We start from the raw sequence: 17,918 nt of genomic DNA, 5'->3' as shown, positions 1-17,918 counted from the left end.
CATTGATGGAAAGCGTTTTCCGCACTAGAGTTAATGGGACTGCCGTTGTTTGCCGATGAAAGGATTGCCATGCCGTTGGCGTTTTCCACCCTGGGGTGTCCCGGGGATTCTCTGGAACAGGTGATTGCCACCGCCCACGCATCGGGGGCAACTGGTGTGGAGCTCCGTGCCGCCGACGGCGAGTTCGTCTTCCCTTCCATGGATGCGGCCGGGCGCGCCCACGTGGCGGGCACCCTCGCCGCTGCCGGGATCACTGTCTTGGCCCTGGCCAGCTACGTCCGGGTCTGTGCCGTCCCCCACGAGGGGGTGGGCGTAAACGATCCGGTGCTCGCGGAACTGTTGGCCGCCGTGGACCTTGCCGCAGATCTGTCCGCCGCACAGGTCAGGGTTTTCCCGGGGGCCGGCGTTGAGCCGTGTGGGCCGGGGGAGGAGCCGTCCGCGGAACTGCTGGCGGCGGATCAGCACGGTGCCGCCCGGCTCAACGCTGCAGCCGCCCATGCCCGGGCCCGTGGCGTGAGCATGCTGTTGGAAACTCACGATTCGCACCCGCGGGCGCAGGATATAGTGCGGATTCTGGCTCATGTTGACGCGGACGCGCCTGTCCAGGTGATTTGGGACCTGATGCACCCGTGGCGCTACGACGAGGCGCCCGCGCGCACTGCCGAGTTGCTCGCGGACTCGCTGGCCTACGCCCAATACAAGGACGGCGTTCGTCAGCAGGGCACCAATGCGGTGAGCCTCACCCTGCCCGGCGCCGGAGAGCTGCCGCTGGCGCAGATGCGGGATCTGGTGGCAGGAATTTTGGCCACCCGCGGTACTACCGAGCCATGGATTTCCCTTGAATGGGAACGTGCCTGGCATCCAACGCTGCCGCCCGTGGCACAGGCATTGGAATCGCTCAAGGCCGTACTGGCTCCGTAACCCTGAACTTGCCCCCTCATTCAACACCTACAGGAGCAGCCATGCCCTCGTCTGTAAGCAAGCCCGTCAGTAAGCGCCAGCCCAACCAGCCGCGCACATCCAGCCAGCCCAACATCATGGTCATCATTTCCGATGATCACGGCTACGCCGACCGCTCCATCCTCGGCGTGCAGAACGATGTTGCTACCCCGCACATGGACCGGCTGGCACGGGAAGGCGCCTCGTACTCCAACGCGTACGTCACGGCGCCCATCTGCTCGCCGTCCAGGGCGGGACTTGCCGCCGGCAGCTACCAGCAGCGATGGGGTGCGCGCTGGTTCACGGACTCAGAAATTGGCCCGGAGAGCGTGCCCACCATCGCCGAGCTGCTGCGCGCGGAGGGGTACACCACCGGCTACTTCGGCAAAGTGCATTACGGCAGCGAACACCACGGCCACCGCGGCACCCCTCCGCAACACGGCTACGACGAATCGTTTTACGGCCTGGCTGGGGAATCCATGGGCCGGCTCAACTACCTGCACCACTCGGAGGAGTCGGTGGCAGAGTACGGCGAGGCCGCATTCCCCATGGCTGTCCAGCCTCTGTGGAACGGCGAAGAACCGCAGGAGCTCGAGGGCTTCCTGACTGACGCCATTGGTGAGCGGACCCGCCAGTTCGTGGCCGAGCACGCGCAGACGCCGTTCCTGGCCACCGTCGCGTTCAACGCCGTCCACAACTTCTGCTGGCAGCTACCCGCCGAGGAGCTGGAGAAGCGCGGGCTGCCCGCCTACGAGGACTGGAACCCCGGCGCCGGTGAGTACATTGACTGGTATGACGGCGCCATCAGTCCGCACCTGGAAAACGGCCGCGCCTACTATTTGGCCCAGCTGGAGCTCATGGATGCCCAAATTGGGCTCATCCTGGACCAACTCGATGAGCTGGGCCTCACCGAGGACACCATCGTCATCTACCTCACTGACAATGGCGGATCCACCTGCAACTACGGTGTGAACCTGCCGCTACGTGGGACAAAGTACACCCTGTGGGAAGGTGGCGTGCGCGTGCCGTTCCTCCTGCGCTGGCCCGGGCACGTGGAGGCCGGCACCACGCTGGCCGGGCTCACGAGTTCCATGGACATCCTGCCCACGGCAATGGCTGCAGCCGGCGCGGACCCGTCCCGCTATGCGTACAGCGACGGCCGCGATCTGCTGGCCACATCCAGTCACGACGCCCTGCATTGGGACTGCGGCTGGCAGTGGTCTGTGCGGCGTGGGGACTGGAAATTGGTGTGGGTTGAGCCCGGCTCGCCCGTCGCGGAGGCCATCAGGGAGGTGGAGCACGCCGAGCCCGGCAGCGGCTTCTTCCTGGCCAACCTGGCTGCGGACCCTGCCGAAACCACCAACCTGTACGACGCCGAACCAGCCCTCGCCGCTGAACTCCTCGCCTTGCACGAGGCTTGGGGGAGACACGTGGGCGGGGCCTGCGTCTAGGACGGGCGAATCTAGTGCTGGAGTGCAGGGTTCAGCCCAGGTGGGCGTATATTTCCACGGGTGCCAAAACCCCTGACCGGAAGGCCGCCAGCAAGTTCACCATGGCGGGCAAATCCACCCCGGCAGGTCCTCCTGAGCTGGTGGCTCTTTCCAGAAACGCAATTCCCGGAGCCAACGGTTTGGCCTCCCTGTCCACAATGAATCCGGTCTGGGACAGGGCGTCGCTATAGGCGAGCGGAGGCTGCATAAAGGAAGTGTCCGCCGTGAGTGCCCACGGCAGCGGATACCCTTCAACGTCCCCGCCCATGAGCATGACATCGTAAATGGCGAAGACACCGCCGGGACGCAGTACCCTGGCCGCCTCGGCAAAGACGGTGTCCTTGTCCTGGATGTTCATCCCCACATGGATCAGGAGAGCCACGTCAAAGCAATCATCGTCGAAGGGCAGTGAGAGGATGCTCCCCTGACTGAACGCCACCTGGTCAGTGAGTCCAGTGCGGGCCGTGAGTGAGCGGGCCAGCTCCACGAATTCCGGGGTGAGGTCCACGCCGTGAACGGTGGCACCGAAGCTGTGGGCTATATGGCGGGATACCCCGCCGGTACCTGACCCCAAATCAAGGACCCGGGTGCTGGCATTGATGCCCGACTGCTGGGCTATGCGCGTGGTTGCGGCTGCCCCACCAATGTGGAGCTGGTCTGCGCCGTGCAGATCGGCTGGGGCAAAGTGCTCGGGGTTCCCGCCGCCGGCCTTAATGATCCCCAGTAACTGTTCCTCTACCTTGCCGCGTCCGTAGTGGGCGGCAACAGACTCCTCGGTGTTCATGGCGTCTCCCTTGGCGCGAGCAAAGTGCGGAGGGCCCCGCATTTTTTGATCCTACTCCGCCGAGTGCCAACCGACACGTGGCAAGTTCGGCGGCCAAGTTAATGCGCCTTCAAAAACTGTAGTCTTTAGCGAATGTCCGCGGCGTCAATGATCCGATAGGCGTAGCCTTGTTCGGCCAGGAAGCGTTGGCGTTTGGCGGCGAACTCGGCATCCACGGTATTGCGGGCCACGAGTGTGTAAAAGCGTGCGGTCCGGCCATCCTTCTTGGGCCGCATGAGCCGGCCCAGGCGTTGCGCCTCTTCCTGCCTGGAACCAAAGGATCCGGAGACTTGAATAGCCACTGAGGCTTCCGGCAGATCGAGGGAAAAATTGGCCACCTTGGAGACCACCAGCACCGAAATAAGGCCCTGCCGGAAGTCCTCAAAGAGCCGTTCGCGTTCTGCCACCTTCGTGTTGCCCTTGATGAGGGGTGCATCCAGCCGTTCCGCCAACTCGTCGAGCTGGTCCAGATACGTGCCCATCACCAGGATTTGTTCCCCGGGATGCGCGGCCACAAGAGCCTGGGCAACAACCGTCTTCGCCGGTGAGGTAGCCGCCAAACGGTACCTCTCGCCGTCGTCCGCTGTGGCATAGGCAAGGTGCTCGGGCCGGGAGAGATCAACACGAACCTCAACACAATCTGCTGGGGCAATATAACCCTGGGCCTCAATTTCCTTCCAGGGGGCGTCAAAGCGCTTGGGGCCGATCAGGGCGAACACCTCGCCCTCGCGGCCATCCTCCCGCACCAAGGTGGCGGTCAACCCCAGACGACGGCGGGCCTGCAGATCCGCGCTCATGCGGAAAATGGGGGCAGGCAGAAGGTGAACTTCGTCGTACACCAACAGTCCCCAGTCATGGTCATTGAGCAGTTCCAGATGCGGGTAGATGCCATTGCGGCGCGTGGTCAGGACCTGGTAGGTGGCGATGGTGACGGGACGGACTTCCTTCACGGCACCTGAGTATTCGCCAATCTCCGACTCCGTCAGTGAGGTGCGTTTGAGCAGTTCCGCTTTCCATTGCCGGGCTGAGACGGTGTTGGTGACAAGGATCAGGACGGTGGTTCCCGATGCCGCCATGGCCGCCGCGCCCACAATGGTTTTGCCGGCACCGCAGGGGAGCACTACAACGCCTGATCCTCCGGCCCAAAAATTCTCCACGGCCCGGCGTTGGTAGGGGCGTAACGTCCACTGTCCCGGCGCCGTGCCGTCCGTCAGCGCTATCAGGTGCGCCGTCCCGTCAACATAGCCGGCAAGGTCTTCGGCGGGCCACCCGGCCTTGAGTAGCAGGGCCTTGAGCTCGCCGCGGGCAGAACCATGCACCACCGCCGTCAGCGGATCAATGCGGCTACCAAGCAGCGCGGCAACCTTTTTGGTGTGGCTGACCTCGGCCAGGATCATCTCATCGTCACTGCGTAGAACCAGCCCGTGCACGGGGTCCTTCTCAAGCCGCAGCCGGCCATACCGGGCCATAGTCTCGGCAATATCCAGCAGCAGCGGGTGCGGCACTGGATAACGGGAGAAGCGCAGGAGGGCGTCCACTACATGCTCGGCGTCGTGACCGGCGGCACGCGCATTCCACAACCCCAGCGGGGTGATCCGGTAACTGTGCACGTGCTCCGGCGCGCGCTCCAGCTCGGCGAAGGTGGCAATGGCGTGGCGAGCCTCGTACGCATCCGGGTGCGCCACCTCCAGCAGAATCGTCTTATCCCCTTGAACAATCAGCGGGCCATCAGCCACGGAGCTCCTCTCCTTCCAGCACGTCCACACTCTGAATTCGGTGAATACTAAAACGCCGGGGCGCGCCGGTGTCAGCCAGGCGGGTGAGCAGCAGCCCACCCGAAAATGAGACTGGCACCGCCGTCACGTGTTCAGTTACGCCTACATTATTGACCGCATGAACCCGTATCTTCAATCCGCAGGCAACAGCTCGGCGCACCCCCTCCAGCACCAGGGCGGGCCCTACCTCACCCTGCCCTGCCTCATTTTTCCCGGCCGTATTTTTCCCTGCCGCCCGTAAGAGTGCCAGCTGTGCTTCCACTTCTTCGAGAAGTACGACGCCGGAGCCTGGCCATGGCGCGTCCCCCACCCAGTGCGGGGGTGCCGGTTGCTGGGGTGCAAAAAGGCATTGTGTGGGAGTTGGCGCCAGCGTTCTTTGCGCCCGGGCCGCTTCCGCAATAAGAAATTCCAATGATGGTGGCACAGTTGTGCTTGAATACCGTTTGAGAAAATTTAGGATGGTTTCGGCGGACATGCCAGCTCCCATGGCAGCGGTCAGGGACAATTCGCTGAAACGGAAGATTCCGGCCGGACCCCGCCCCTCCACAACGCTCACGCACCTCAGTTGTGCCGCGATGTGGGGAAGGAGGGGCCCCGGGGCGATGGCCGTGAGATCGCCTTGAATGACAAAGCGATCAATCGCCGCAGGCAAGAGCTGCGCCACAGCGCTCGCAGCCTGTAACCAATCGTTCCGGGCGGCGGCGTCCCCGGCGCAACTGCAGGCCCCGGCGCCCGTCAGACCCAGCCATTCCAAGTGGGTGAGTAATTCCGGAAGTGCTGCCACCTCCGCCGTTGCTGTACGCGGGTGATTCCACAAATAAGATTCCACGACTGAATTCAGGCTCAGGGCCCCGGCTGAGGTGATCCCGGAGGGCGAGACAGAGGTGGTGGCAGAGCTGGTGACGGCGACCGGGGCACAAGCCGGTCTGCCAGCCACCACTGACAGCAGCCTCGCCCTGCTAGTTAGTGCTGGCTCGCCAGCTGTTGCGGGGGAGCTAAGCCAGGACCGGATCAAGCCCACCCATTGCTCCTGCCGTTCCAGCTCGCTCCACCAAGGGGCTGCCCACCGCCAGTCCCGGGTGGAAGTCTGGAACGTCAACAGCCCTGCCGTGGCGCACAGGTCCAGAAGAAAATGGGTGTGTAGTTCATCCGTTTCCAAGTTTTGGGCCACGAGGCGCACTGTACGTGCCGCGAACTGGCCACTGCGAAGCGCCTGCAATGGTGTGTGCGCAGCGAGGTCCGCGAGCGTATCGACGGATCGTAACAAGGCATCTGCGGCACTTCCCGCCGCGTTCTTGCACACAGCCTCGGTGACCGCACGCACCACAGGTTCGGGCGGAAGAGTTGAGGAGGGCATCTGCGGGTTGGGAACAAGGGCCAGGGGAAGCACATAGGGGGCATGCATGTAGTGCCCGGTCCCGGCGTCGTCCGTCTGGTTATCCGTTTGAAGGAGCAGTAGGCCGCGGGCATAGAGCTCCGGCATAAGGGAAGAGTTGGGGGAAGTCTGAGCATTCCACGGGCCGGTTCCAAGGTGTTGCAGGGCCGGGGCGTTGAGTGCATCGAGGGCGCGGGAAATGCAGGAGGCGGTGGAAAGCCGGGCAGCCAAGGCCGCGAATGTGGGCACCGGCGGGTTCAAGGCATCGGGGCGCAGCAGCAGAAGTTTGCGCAGGGCCGGCTCCGGGCGGTTGGCAAGATCCGCCGCAAACGCCGCCAAGGTGCCCATAGAGCAGCGAGTCAGGCGGGTTAGGAGCGGCGGCGGGCGGCCACTGCGTACAGGACGCTGGTGCCCATCATCAGGAAGGCTGCGGGAAGGGCGAGCATGGCAATCCAGTTGAATCCGGGCCAGGGGAGGCCGCCGGCCCACTTGCTGATAAGAACCACAATGAGGGCGATCAGGGCGATGACAGCCAGCGCCATGGCCGTGTAATTGAAGATCGCCCAGCCGCGGTTCAACCGTTGCGGGGCAGAAAAATGGGGGCTCATAGTCATAACGCTAACAGCGGACAGGTGTGGCACAAAGCCACACGGGTTTCATCAAGGCGGTAACCTAGTACTCAGTAGAGCTGCACAACCCGCCATTGCAGGCACCGCCCGCCAGATTCCCGGGACCGGGAACGGCGTAGAGCAACCGCGCAGGCGCGGAATGCGTTTCACGAATTTCAACTTTTAAGGGGTAAAGCAAGTGCCTATCGGCAAAGTGAAGTGGTACGACAACGAAAAAGGCTTTGGCATCATTGCCGCCGACGACGGCCGCGAGGTGTTTTTGCGCGCGAACGCCCTGCCCGCCGATGCCGGTGACATCAAGCCCGGCATGCGGCTGGAATTTGGTGTGGCGGATGGGCGCAAGGGCGCTCAGGCCATGGCCGCGAAGGTTCTAGACCGCAGCGCCTCCGTGGCGAAGGCCAAGCGGATGCCCGCCCGGGATCTTGCACCCATTGTCCAGGACCTGCTTTCCCTGCTTGAACACTCGGTTGGTTCACTGACCAACGGCAAATATCCTGACGGCGACGCAAGCAAGATTGCTGCTGCGCTGCGCAAGGTTGCCGACAACTTCGACGCGTAACGGTGCCCACCATGACCGAAATTCCCAGCACTACAACCGCCATTCCTGCACCGCTGCCCGGTGTTCCGGCGTGGCGGGTGGGAAAGCCGGACGCTTTCCTTGCGGCCGACGTCGATACTGCGCGCGACGCGGTGTTGACCATTGCCGATGGTGCGTTCATTGGCAAGCATCTGGGTGCCCGCAGTGAAGGTGTTCGCTGCGTGAGCCACTTGTTCGAATCTCTTCAGCCGGGCTATGCCGGGTGGGTGTGGTTCGCTTCCTTGAGCCGGATTGCGCGTGGCAAGTACTCCACTGTCAATGAAGTGGGCATGTTGCCTACAGAGAGCTCTGTATTGGCACCGCCGTGGGTGCCTTGGTCTGATCGGGTTCGCCCGGAGGATCGGCAAGAGGAAGAAGAAGCGGCTGCCGCTCTGGCTGCTGCCCATGGGCCGGCTGGGCACGGGCACGCTGAGCACGGTAGCGATACTCACTCGGAGCACGGCGGCTCAGAAGACGGCGCCTCAGAAGACACAGAAGACTAATTCCCTAACGCCTAGCAAAAGCAGTTAGTACACAGTAGGCACAGTAAAGGCCCCCACCGTTCTCCGGAGGGGGCCTTTACTGTGTTTACTTTGCCTGCTGTGCCTTCGTGGGCTGCTGGCTAATTGCTATTAGATGTTTTCGATGACGAACTCGATGCACTTGATCAATGCTGTGATGTCCTCGGGATCGATGGCTACGAACGTGGCGATGCGCAGCTGGTTGCGGCCCAGCTTGCGGTAGGGCTCGGTGTCCACAATGCCGTTGGCGCGCAGCACCTTGGCCACGGCAGCGGCATCGACGGATTCATCGAAGTCGATGGTCACAATGACGTTGGAGCGGTCCTCGGGGTTCACCACGTACGGGCTGGCCACGGCGGATTCCTCGGCCCAGGTGTACAGGCGTCCGGCGGAATCCGCGGTGCGAGCCGAGGCAAAATCGAGGCCACCGTTGGAGTTGAGCCACTGCACCTGGTTGTTCAAGGTGACAAGTGTGGAAAGCGCAGGCGTGTTGTACGTCTGGTTCAACAGCGAGTTATCAATGGCGGTCTTGAGGTTCAGGAAGTCCGGCACCCAGCGGTCGGAGGCCGCGATGCGGGCGGCACGCTCCAGCGCGGCGGGAGAGAACAGGCCAAGCCACAGCCCGCCGTCGGAGGCGAAGTTCTTCTGCGGGGCGAAGTAGTAAACATCGCTCTCACGCACGTCCACGGCTAGGCCACCGGCTGCGGAGGTCGCATCGATAAGGATCAGCGCACCGTCATCGGCACCGGCCACGCGCTTTACGGGCGCGGCAACACCGGTGGAGGTTTCGTTCTGCGGCCAGGCGTAAGCGTCCACGCCGGCCTCGGCAACAGACACCGGACGCGTGCCGGGCTCGGCCTTGATGATGGAGGAGGCGGCCAGGAACGGGGCGTTGTTGGTGGCGGAGGCAAACTTGGAACCAAACTCACCGAAGGAGAGGTGCTGTGCCTTGTTTTCCACCAGACCAAACGCCGCAACATCCCAGAACGCGGTGGATCCACCCACGCCGAGAATCACCTCGTAATCGTCGGGTGCATTGAAGAACTGCTTCAGGCCGCTGCGGACATCGCCCACAAGGTTCTTCACGGGCGCCTGGCGGTGGGAGGTGCCAAGCAGTGATGTGCCGGCTTCGGAGAGTGCCGCGACCTGCTCGGGACGGACCTTGGAGGGGCCGGCGCCGAAGCGGCCGTCGGCCGGGTGCAGGTTGGCGGGAATGGTGAGGGGCGTGGATTCGCTCACAGCTGGCTCCAAAATTTAAGCGATGGAAGTTTCCTTGGTTGATCAAGGACTCTTGCCAATTCTGCCGTAGAAGTTCGCTGAGCGGAAAAATGAGTGGGAAACGAAAAATATTGTTCAACGGAGAACGGCTGCCAGGGATGGACTGGTTACCAACAGGTATGGTATTCAGGCTAACGTAGAGATGAAAAGACTTTGCTCAATATTCTTGCCCAAAACAGGAGGATGCTGCCGTGGCCGATCTGATTGACACGACTGAAATGTATTTGCGGACCATCCTGGAATTGGAAGAAGAGAGCATTGTGGCTCTACGGGCCCGCATCGCCGAACGCCTTCACCATTCTGGGCCCACAGTCTCCCAGACCATTGGGCGGATGGAACGCGATGGCTTAGTGATCGTCTCCGGTGACAGGCATCTGGAACTGACCACAGCCGGCCGTGAGAAGGCAACCCGTGTCATGCGCAAACACCGTCTGGCGGAGCGGCTTCTCGCGGATGTTATTGGTCTGGACTGGGCTTATGTGCACGAAGAAGCCTGCCGTTGGGAACACGTCATGAGCGAAAGAGTTGAGCAGCGCTTGTTCGACTTGCTAGGCCACCCCAAGGAATCGCCGTACGGAAACCCCATTCCGGGGTTGGAAGAGCTAGGTGGCGAAGTGGCGCCCTTATTTGCTGCCGGATTGGTCACACTCGTTGCTGCCATGGCCGCCTATGCTCCCGAACAGGAAGTGATCATCCACCGGCTGTCCGAAAGGATACAGGTGGAGCCCGAGCTCCTGCTCCAATTGGATGAGGGTGGGCTGCGCCCAGGGGCCCGTATCTCCCTAGCCCAGGTGGGCGAGTACATCTCCGTACGGGTTCCCGGCATTGAAGGCGCCTTGGAATTGCCGCCAGAAGTGGCATCCCACGTGTTCGTCTCCATGGGTTAAGAGATTTTTGACACGGCATTTTCAATAGAACAGGTAACGGAATTGTTACGTTTACCGCTTGTGCCGTATAGTATTTATCTGACGCCGTAATCAAAGCGTTACCGTTCTGCGACACCGAACCTTGCCTTCGCAGCCCGGCCAGTAATCATTTAGGCAAGGGCGGGGGAACCACTTTTGACGGCCCAATAGGCCGTCTTGGGGTGAAGTCCACACTCGAATGCAATACCCGCAACAACCCTGACGCAGCATCCTGTTGGACTGCGCCATGGCTATGCGTGTGCCTAAGGGCGTAGGCCGGATCGAAAGTTACACTCTCTGATCCGAATCCGACAGCTAACTTCGCAGGTGCTTTATGTAGAGAGGTTTTTAGTGTCAGAGGTTAAACAGCGGGGACGCCGTCGCGCGTCATCGCAGGCAACTCATGAGCTCATGTCAGTGCCCGGGAGCCGACGTGAACTGATTGCCGCAGAGCGGGCAGCTGCCCCTTCAGGAATTTCAGTAGCCCAGCTGCTGCGTGCCGGAGCCTCCAGCGGCGCCGGCCAGAAAATGGGTGTTGCCATGGCAGCCACAGGCCTGGTCCTGGCTGTCACGCTTCCCTCAGCCCAAGGTGCGGATGAATTCCCCATGGATGCTGCAGCCGCGGTTTCACTGGAGAGTCCAGTCACAGCCGGCGCTCAGATCCCCATTACTTTTGCTACTCCGGACATTGCCAGCGCCCTGAATCCCGATGGTCAACTGAAGGAAACGCTGAAGGTCAACGCCTCCAACGTGGCCCCTCAGGCGGCCAAGGGAACCCTCTCAGCGCCCCTGAAGCACATTGAGACCACCTCACCCTTCGGAAACCGCATCAGCCCCATCACCGGCCAAATCGGTGAACAGCACACTGGTCAGGACTTTGCCGCCCCGTGCTCCTCCGACGTTTTTGTTGCCGCAGGCGGCGTAGTGACGTTCGCTGGCTGGCACAATTACGGCGGCGGCAACAGGGTTGTTGTGAACCACGGTAACGGTCTGTCCACTTCCTACAACCACATGAGCAGCCTCGGCGTCAAGGTGGGGCAGAAGCTTGAGCGCGGAGACCAGGTAGGCCTCAGCGGAACAACGGGCGCCTCCACAGGCTGCCACCTCCACTTTGAAGTCATTATTGACGATGAAGTTGTCGATCCCATGGGTTGGCTCTAACTCCTCCACAGGCCCTTTTAGTTACGACTTAGTCACAGGACCGTGACCTGAACGTGACATTGGGAAAAATCTGTTGTACCGTCGTAATCGCGCCAACTTTGAATCAAGTCGGCGTCCATGAGTTGATTGCCTAGCTCTGCCACTACTCATGGTCCGTTCGTATCAATCGTCTGGCAGGGGCGGGGGAACCAATAATCGGGATTCGCGTTATTTTTGCGAAACCCTAGGGGTGAAGCCGCGAAGCGTTCAAACACTGAATAGGAAGAAATTCCTTACGTGCGCCAACGTGGAGCGGCCGGGTGACTCCCATCCGAATCCGACAGCTTACCTCGCAGGCTTTGGGAGAGGAATCCTTCTTGGCTTCAAACACTGCCCTTGGGCGCCACCGCGCCGAGGTTGTTAAGACCAGTCCGATCTCCACCCTCACGAAAGCCGTCAGTTTCAATGTCGGTGGGGTTGGTCGTCAGGCCGCTGTAATCGCAGCAGCGTCAGGATTGGTACTGACTTCAGGTATCGCCGCAAACGCTGCAACTCCCACCGTGGAGCGCGCTTCCGACGGTGCTACCACGCTGAACCTGAACACGGAACTTGCTTCCGCGATCACGGCAGCATCCACGGTGAAGATTTCCTTCGCCACCCCCGCTATCACCTCCACCCCGGCTCCTGTAGTAGTTGAAGAGCCGGCAGTTGTAGAGGCCCAGTCCAGCGAAGTTGAAGCAGTAGCAGCACCTGCAGTAGCAGAAGCAGCAACAGCAGCAGCAGCTCCGACGCTTACCGTTGCTAGCCCTGAGCCGGAAGCTCCCAAGGTAGTAGCCAATAGCGGAGTCGGCTCAATCATTGCCAGCGCTGCCTTGGCTCAGCTTGGTGTGGTTCAGGACTGCACCGCGCTGGTCCGCAACGCTCTGTCTGCTGCAGGGATTTCCTGGGTAGGCTGGCCTGGTGACTACCTGAACAAGGGCCGGCTAGTATCCCAGGGCGAAGCCCAGCCCGGCGACTTGATTTACTATGCAGATGGTGGCGTGGGCCTGGCCCACATTGCTGTTTACATTGGCAACGGCCAGGCAGTTCACGGCGGTTACATGGGAAACACCCAGATCGCCGGAGCCAGCATACCGGGAGCCTCGGCACCGGTCTTCATTGCAGTGGGTCACTAAGTAGTACCAGCTTTCGTGCTCAAAGCCCCGTCATTCGACGGGGCTTTGGCATTTAATCCCTCGTCTATCCGGGGAGTACCCGCGGTCCCTGAATATTCGAGCGCTGTGAGCATCCGGCTACCTGGGAAGTATTCCGCGCGTCTAAGCCGGGAGTATGCGATGAACAGTGAGCTCCTGATCCGGCACGTCTAGAGCGTCCGGACCGGCACCCTCCGGACCGGCACCCTCAGCGTCGGCGCCGTGTGCACCCACCCCATCCCTGCCTTGGGCATCCTCGGCGGGTCCGCCATGGTGGATGGAGGTGGCCAGCGGAATTTCCTTGACGAACATTAACAGGATTCCGGCCAGCACAAGTAGCGGCACCATGTAAACATAGATGGGTGTCAGCGCGTCACTGTAGGAGCCGATCACCACGGTGCGCAATTGCTCAGGCAGCGCCCGTACTATAGCCGGTGTCAGAGAGTTGATGCCGGTGCTACCGCTGCCGCCGGACGCGCCAGCCGGGATACGCTCTGTCAGCAGTGTTGCCAGCCTGTGAGCAAAGAGGCTCCCCACCACGGCAGAACCCAGCGAAGCGCCGATCTGGCGGAAGTAGTTGTTGGATGCGGTGGCCATGCCAACCTGCGAGTTGGGGAACTGGTTTTGCACAATCAACACCAGAATCTGCATTGAGGTGCCCAGTCCAATTCCCATAAGGGCCAGGTAGCAGCAGATCAACCAGACCTCCATGGTGGCGGACATGGTGGAGAGCAGTACCAAGGCAATAGCCACAATGAACATGCCCGCAACAGGGAGCCACTTGTACCGCCCGGTGCGGCTGACGATCTGCCCCGACAGGATCGAGGTGACCAGCAAGCCAGCCATCATGGGGATCATGAGGAAGCCTGCCTGGGTGGCATTGGCTCCCGTGACCATCTGCAAGAACGTGGGCATGTAGGCCAGTGTGCCGAACATGGCAATTCCGGTGATGAGCCCGGCCGCCGTCGTTAGGTTAAAGTTGCGGTCCTTGAAGAGGTGCAGTGACATGATGGGATGCTCAGCCCTGCTCTCCACCCAGACGAACAGGCAGGCGGCAAGTACCGTGCCTGCACTCATACCAATGATCTGCGGGGAACCCCAGCTGTACTTGGTGCCGCCCCACGTACTGACCAGTACCAGAAGCGTGGAGGTGATGCCAAGAAGTGCCATGCCAGCCACATCCACACGGACCTTAACCTTTGGATGGGCCGGCAGTCGCAGGAAGAAGATGGCGCAGACAATGGCGAGCAAGCCCAGCGGGATGTTCATCCACAGGCCCCACCGCCAGCCGATCCCGTCGGTGAACCAGCCACCCAGCAGCGGCCCGGCCACCGAGGATAGGGCAAACACGCCACCTAGGATACCCATGTACCGGCCACGTTCACGGGCGGGAACAACATCGGCAATGATGGCTTGAGAGAGCAGCATCAAACCGCCGCCACCGAGGCCCTGAACACCGCGGCCTATGATCAGCCACGTCATGTCAGGTGCCAGACCGCCCACGATCGAACCGAGAATGAACACTGAGATGGCCCCAATGAAGAGGCCTTTACGGCCCATGAGATCGCCCAGTTTGCCGTAAATGGGAAGCATGATGGTGGAGGCCAAAATGTAGATCGTGATGACCCACAGCATCTCGTTGACGCCATTGAGCTCGCCAACAATGGTGGGAAGCGCCGTGCTGAAAATTGTTTGGTCAAGGGAGGCCAACAGCATGGTCAACATCAGTCCTGCGAAAACCAGGAGAATGCTGCGGCGATCCGATGCTGCGGGGGGATTCACAATTTTGGTAGTTGAAGTCATGGCTGATTCCTAGCGGCCGGATGATGTGCAGGAGTTTTTGGGTATCTATTGTCAAAAGTAGTACGACGCCGTGCCGTCGCCTTGGCCGGTCACGCCGGCTTTGCGTTGGGGGCGGTGCTCAAGGGGTGCAGTGCCCCCGGAAGTGAGTGGATCCGGAAGTGCAGTGCGCCCGGAAGTGAGTGGATCCGGAAGTGCAGTGCCCCGGAAGTGCAGGGCGCCTCAGGTGTGGGGCGGGCCAGGCGGCGGGCGCCTGAGTGCTCAGGGCCAGTGTTCGTTGGTGGTGACCCGCTGGATCAGTGCGGAGGTGGTGCGCATGAGTGTTTCCCTAGTCGCGGTGAAATTGCCAGCAACCCATTTTTGCAAGGCAAACCGCAGAGCCCCGGAGGCCAGGGCAACCACCATATGCGCCTCGTCCTCGAGATCCGGGGTGTCCGTGGTGCTGCGCCCCTCGTGCTGGAAACGCTCCAGAACGTACCCCGCAAAGATTTCTTCCATTTCACTGATGCGGGACTTTTCCCTATTTAGCAGCTCGGGTGTTTGGTAGATGAGGCGGTGCCTGCCCTGGAACAGTTCCAGATCCGTTTCCGCTGCGAGGAAGGTGCCGCAGATGAGTTCAAAGAGTTCACGGAACACACTGGGCCCGGCGCCTTCCACGAAGTCCCTGTGTTGTTGCGCCGTGGGCAGTGGCTTATGGGCACTAATGTAGGCGCCTTCCTTGCTGCCAAAGTAGTTGAAGAAGGTGCGCGGGGAGACGGTACTTGCGGCACAGATCATCTCCACTGTGACGTTTTCATAGCCGTGGGCTAGTCCCAGTGCAATGGCTTCGCGGCGAATGGTGAGGCGGGTCGCGGCACGTTTTCTACTCCGCAAAGAATGCTGATCGGAATCATCATCGGAGCAGAGTTGAGATGCTGTGTGGTTCGGCAGATCAATTTTCATGACGGCTCCAAAATAAGGTGCGCAGTCTGTGCCACGCTGTTCCGTTGGGCACAAAGTCAGAATAATTGCAGTTCCTGCAAATTTGCAATGAGTGCACAAATACTTTTTCATTTTTCGCTGAGCTCTTGAGGGTGTGGAGAATTCTCAGCTGCTCAGTGCCGATACTATGGCCCCATGACTGACATTGACGGAGGAGATTTGCACGCCCTGATCCTGGCCGGCGGACTCTCGCGAAGACTGGGCGGGGTGGCCAAAGCGGGGCTCATGCTCGAGGAACAAACGCTACTGGCACGCACGGTGGACGCTGCCGCGTGCGTCATCGCAGCCCACCGGACCACGGCGTCCGGGGCAGGAAAAGGCGACGGTGGCATCGCCGTCGTGGGTCCAGTGGAGAAGATTGCTGGCTGGCTGGCAACTGCCAAACACCGCGGGCAGGCGGTGGCGGTGCAGGAGAACCCGCCCTATTGCGGTCCGGCGGCCGGCATTGCTGCGGGTACAGGAGCTTTGGCAGGAGAGTCCGGGCATGTTTTAGTCCTTGCCTGCGACATGCCCCATGCTGGCGAGGTGGCACGTCTTTTGGTGGCAAAACTTGCTGATTGTTCGCCCGGTGAGGGGGTCATGGCTGTGGCTGCGGGCAAGCAGCAGCCGTTGGCGGCCATCTACCCGCTGGCGGAACTACGTGCGGCGGCTGATGCGGCGCGGGCATCACACAGACTGGAGAATGCTTCGGTTTTCTCCCTGATTGCTAGGCTGAACATGTTGGAGGTTGCTGTACCAGCGCAGCTGACGGCAGACATTGATACTTGGGCGGACGCCCGTTCGCAGGGGATCGCGGCCGGGCCGCCCGCTGCGGAAGGATGAGCGTTGGAAGATCACGACGAATTATTGCAAAAGTGGACGCATACATTGCTGGATGCCTTTGAAATTGGTGACCTTGAGGTCGACGTGCACGCTGTCTTAAACGTGGCAGGGGTTGCGGCGCATTCAATCGTGCGTCCGGCAGCACCGCTGACCACCTTCATTGCCGGGTTGGCTGCCGGTTTGGCAGCAGGTTCGGGCCAGGCCACCGAGGAGGCAGCCATGAAGGTAACTCTTCGGATGGCGAAGCAGTTGGCGGCAGCACAGGCGCCCGCGGCTGAAGACGCCACTGGCGCCACTGACTCCGCAGGCGCTACTGACTCCACTGACTCCGCAGGACAATAGGGCGACCAAGATGAATCGTGCCAGTATGGCAGCCGGGGAGGTTGCCAGAGATGCCCCTGAGGGGGTTGCCCAGGCAACAGCCGCTGAGGGGGTTGCCGCGCAGGCTGCGAAGTCGCGGGCGCTGCCCCTTACGTGGATCGAAGCCCGCGATCACGCGTGGAGTGTGGCCCGTCCTTTGGCTGCCCACACTGTTCCACTCGCACTGGCTGTGGGGCGAATTCTCGCGGCAGATGTAGTCTCCTGCCACGCCATGCCACACTATGCATCCTCAGCCATGGATGGGTGGGCGGTTGCGGGGAGTCCGCCATGGATTCTGGCCGAGAAGGGCAGTCGGATCACCCCGGGGCAGGCCGCACCTATAGTCACCGGTGGGCTGATTCCTCCCGGCGCCAAGGCTGTGCTGCGCAGCGAATCGGGCGAGATCTCCACCGACGAGGATGGCCTGCCGATTTTGGTGCGTGGGGCTGGTGCCCGTCCGGGAGAGCCAAAAAACGGCCAGCACATCCGCCCTGCTGGTCAGGAGGCTGCTGAAGCGGAATTGCTGATCAAGGCAGGAGTCATGCTGAACCCGGCACACGTATCACTGGCCGCCCTGGGCGGACTCGACGAACTTCCCGTGATGGGGCGGCCCGCCGTCAAGATTGTCCTGACGGGAGATGAGGTGGTGTCCGCAGGAGTGCCTGAACCTGGTTTTGTACGGGATGCCTTCTCGCCTCAGCTGGGCGCCGTGGTCAGCCTACTGGGCGGTACCGTAGTGGGCCTGCAACGGGCCGCAGATAACCTTGTCTCCATGCTGGATGCGCTGGCCGACGACGAAGAGGACCCGGCCGACGTCGTAATTACCACGGGCGCAACAGGACATTCCAGCGCCGATTTCCTGCGTGCAGCCATCACGGCCATGGGCGGAATTTTTCACGTCCCGCAGATCGCCATGCGTCCCGGACACCCCACCCTGCTGGCGGAACTGCCGGATGGGCGCTTCATTGTAGGCTTGCCGGGGAACCCGTTGGCGGCCATGGTGGGGCTCATGACCTTGGGAGCGCCGCTGCTGGCGCGGCTCGGTAGTATGGCGAAGCCTGCGTTGACAGAGGTGCGGTGTGGAGCGCCCATCAAAGAATTCCACGGGCCCACCCGGCTCATGCCCTACCGGCTGGTGTACGGCCTGGCCTCACCTTGTGCCCATACGGACTCCGCCATGATGCGCGGACTCGCAGCGGCCGATGGCCTCATGGCGGTGTTGCCGCACGGAGCCAAGATGGGTGAGAGTTTGCCTGCCATGCACCTGCCGTGGAAGTAAACACCGTCACGGAAGTCGAATTCGCTTGCCC

General features: G+C 61.6%; 17 protein-coding genes and 2 riboswitches. Of the genes, 10 read left to right on the top strand and 7 right to left on the bottom strand.

Annotated features, from left to right (window positions below; translation table 11 throughout):
- The first annotated feature begins 33 nt into the window (after positions 1-33).
- Both RY113_RS09355 and RY113_RS09350 read left to right on the top strand, forming a co-directional pair.
- Positions 34-921, top strand: coding sequence for a sugar phosphate isomerase/epimerase (locus tag RY113_RS09355; protein WP_110104846.1), 888 nt, complete (start codon positions 34-36; stop codon positions 919-921).
- A gap of 41 nt (positions 922-962) precedes the next feature.
- Positions 963-2,390: a sulfatase-like hydrolase/transferase gene (locus tag RY113_RS09350; protein ID WP_315914332.1), complete on the top strand. Its 1,428-nt coding sequence runs from the start codon at positions 963-965 to the stop codon at positions 2,388-2,390.
- Between the two features lie 31 nt (positions 2,391-2,421).
- Here RY113_RS09350 and RY113_RS09345 read toward each other — a convergent pair whose 3' ends face one another.
- From RY113_RS09345 to RY113_RS09330, 4 genes are all read right to left on the bottom strand, one after another.
- Positions 2,422-3,255, bottom strand: coding sequence for a class I SAM-dependent methyltransferase (locus RY113_RS09345; protein WP_110104844.1), 834 nt, complete (start codon positions 3,253-3,255; stop codon positions 2,422-2,424).
- A gap of 83 nt (positions 3,256-3,338) precedes the next feature.
- Entirely contained in the window at positions 3,339-4,988 is a 1,650-nt protein-coding gene (locus RY113_RS09340) for a DNA repair helicase XPB (RefSeq protein WP_315914331.1), read from the bottom strand.
- On the bottom strand, positions 4,981-6,750 hold the full coding sequence (locus RY113_RS09335) for a helicase-associated domain-containing protein (RefSeq protein ID WP_315914329.1): 1,770 nt from the start codon (positions 6,748-6,750) through the stop codon (positions 4,981-4,983). The genes RY113_RS09340 and RY113_RS09335 overlap by 8 nt, the downstream gene beginning before the upstream one ends.
- A gap of 20 nt (positions 6,751-6,770) precedes the next feature.
- Positions 6,771-7,010, bottom strand: a complete 240-nt coding sequence (locus RY113_RS09330; protein ID WP_110104841.1) for a hypothetical protein — start codon at positions 7,008-7,010, stop codon at positions 6,771-6,773.
- 199 nt (positions 7,011-7,209) lie between these two features.
- On the opposite strand from RY113_RS09330, the gene RY113_RS09325 reads away from it, so the two are divergent.
- Both RY113_RS09325 and RY113_RS09320 read left to right on the top strand, forming a co-directional pair.
- The gene (locus RY113_RS09325; protein ID WP_110104840.1) at positions 7,210-7,590 is read left to right on the top strand and encodes a cold-shock protein; all 381 of its coding nucleotides are present in this window, start codon (positions 7,210-7,212) and stop codon (positions 7,588-7,590) included.
- An 11-nt stretch (positions 7,591-7,601) separates the two neighbouring features.
- The gene (locus tag RY113_RS09320; RefSeq protein ID WP_110104961.1) at positions 7,602-8,111 is read left to right on the top strand and encodes a DUF3027 domain-containing protein; all 510 of its coding nucleotides are present in this window, start codon (positions 7,602-7,604) and stop codon (positions 8,109-8,111) included.
- Positions 8,112-8,240: 129 nt separating this feature from the next.
- On the opposite strand, the gene serC is transcribed toward RY113_RS09320, so the two are convergent.
- Complete coding sequence (gene serC, locus RY113_RS09315) at positions 8,241-9,368, bottom strand: phosphoserine transaminase (RefSeq protein ID WP_110104839.1); 1,128 nt, start codon at positions 9,366-9,368, stop codon at positions 8,241-8,243.
- A gap of 230 nt (positions 9,369-9,598) precedes the next feature.
- Between serC and RY113_RS09310 the strand changes: the two genes are divergently transcribed.
- The 3 genes from RY113_RS09310 (at position 9,599) to RY113_RS09300 (ending at position 12,627) form a co-directional block, all read left to right on the top strand.
- Positions 9,599-10,294, top strand: a complete 696-nt coding sequence (locus tag RY113_RS09310) for a metal-dependent transcriptional regulator (RefSeq protein WP_110104838.1) — start codon at positions 9,599-9,601, stop codon at positions 10,292-10,294.
- A 102-nt stretch (positions 10,295-10,396) separates the two neighbouring features.
- A riboswitch (cyclic di-AMP (ydaO/yuaA leader) is annotated at positions 10,397-10,658 on the top strand.
- Positions 10,659-10,663: 5 nt separating this feature from the next.
- Positions 10,664-11,473 carry a M23 family metallopeptidase gene (locus RY113_RS09305; protein ID WP_245932026.1) on the top strand — a complete coding sequence of 270 codons (810 nt, stop codon included), beginning with the start codon at positions 10,664-10,666 and terminating at the stop codon, positions 11,471-11,473.
- Positions 11,474-11,623: 150 nt separating this feature from the next.
- A riboswitch (cyclic di-AMP (ydaO/yuaA leader) is annotated at positions 11,624-11,825 on the top strand.
- A 4-nt stretch (positions 11,826-11,829) separates the two neighbouring features.
- A complete protein-coding gene (locus tag RY113_RS09300) occupies positions 11,830-12,627 on the top strand; it encodes an NlpC/P60 family protein (protein ID WP_315914328.1) in 798 nt (265 codons plus the stop codon).
- Between the two features lie 141 nt (positions 12,628-12,768).
- Here the strand turns inward: RY113_RS09300 and RY113_RS09295 are convergent, their stop codons facing one another.
- Both RY113_RS09295 and RY113_RS09290 read right to left on the bottom strand, forming a co-directional pair.
- Positions 12,769-14,448 (bottom strand): MDR family MFS transporter, encoded by a 1,680-nt coding sequence (locus RY113_RS09295; protein ID WP_315914327.1) that lies wholly within the window; start codon positions 14,446-14,448, stop codon positions 12,769-12,771.
- Between the two features lie 258 nt (positions 14,449-14,706).
- Positions 14,707-15,387, bottom strand: a complete 681-nt coding sequence (locus RY113_RS09290) for a TetR/AcrR family transcriptional regulator (protein ID WP_315914326.1) — start codon at positions 15,385-15,387, stop codon at positions 14,707-14,709.
- A 174-nt stretch (positions 15,388-15,561) separates the two neighbouring features.
- Here RY113_RS09290 and RY113_RS09285 point away from each other — a divergent pair, with 174 nt between their 5' ends.
- The 3 genes from RY113_RS09285 to RY113_RS09275 are packed head-to-tail and all read left to right on the top strand — an operon-like array spanning position 15,562 to position 17,887.
- Positions 15,562-16,248 (top strand): NTP transferase domain-containing protein, encoded by a 687-nt coding sequence (locus RY113_RS09285; protein WP_315914325.1) that lies wholly within the window; start codon positions 15,562-15,564, stop codon positions 16,246-16,248.
- A gap of 3 nt (positions 16,249-16,251) precedes the next feature.
- Entirely contained in the window at positions 16,252-16,590 is a 339-nt protein-coding gene (locus tag RY113_RS09280) for a DUF6457 domain-containing protein (RefSeq protein WP_245932025.1), read from the top strand.
- Between the two features lie 10 nt (positions 16,591-16,600).
- Positions 16,601-17,887: a molybdopterin molybdotransferase MoeA gene (locus tag RY113_RS09275; protein WP_315914324.1), complete on the top strand. Its 1,287-nt coding sequence runs from the start codon at positions 16,601-16,603 to the stop codon at positions 17,885-17,887.
- The last annotated feature ends 31 nt before the right edge of the window (positions 17,888-17,918 follow it).

Origin of the sequence: Arthrobacter sp. lap29 (genome assembly GCF_032458965.1) — a bacterium.
Taxonomy (GTDB): domain Bacteria; phylum Actinomycetota; class Actinomycetes; order Actinomycetales; family Micrococcaceae; genus Specibacter; species Specibacter psychrochitiniphilus.
The sequence above is the reverse complement of the archived record's forward strand: the minus strand, read 5'-3'. Positions and strand labels throughout refer to the sequence as shown.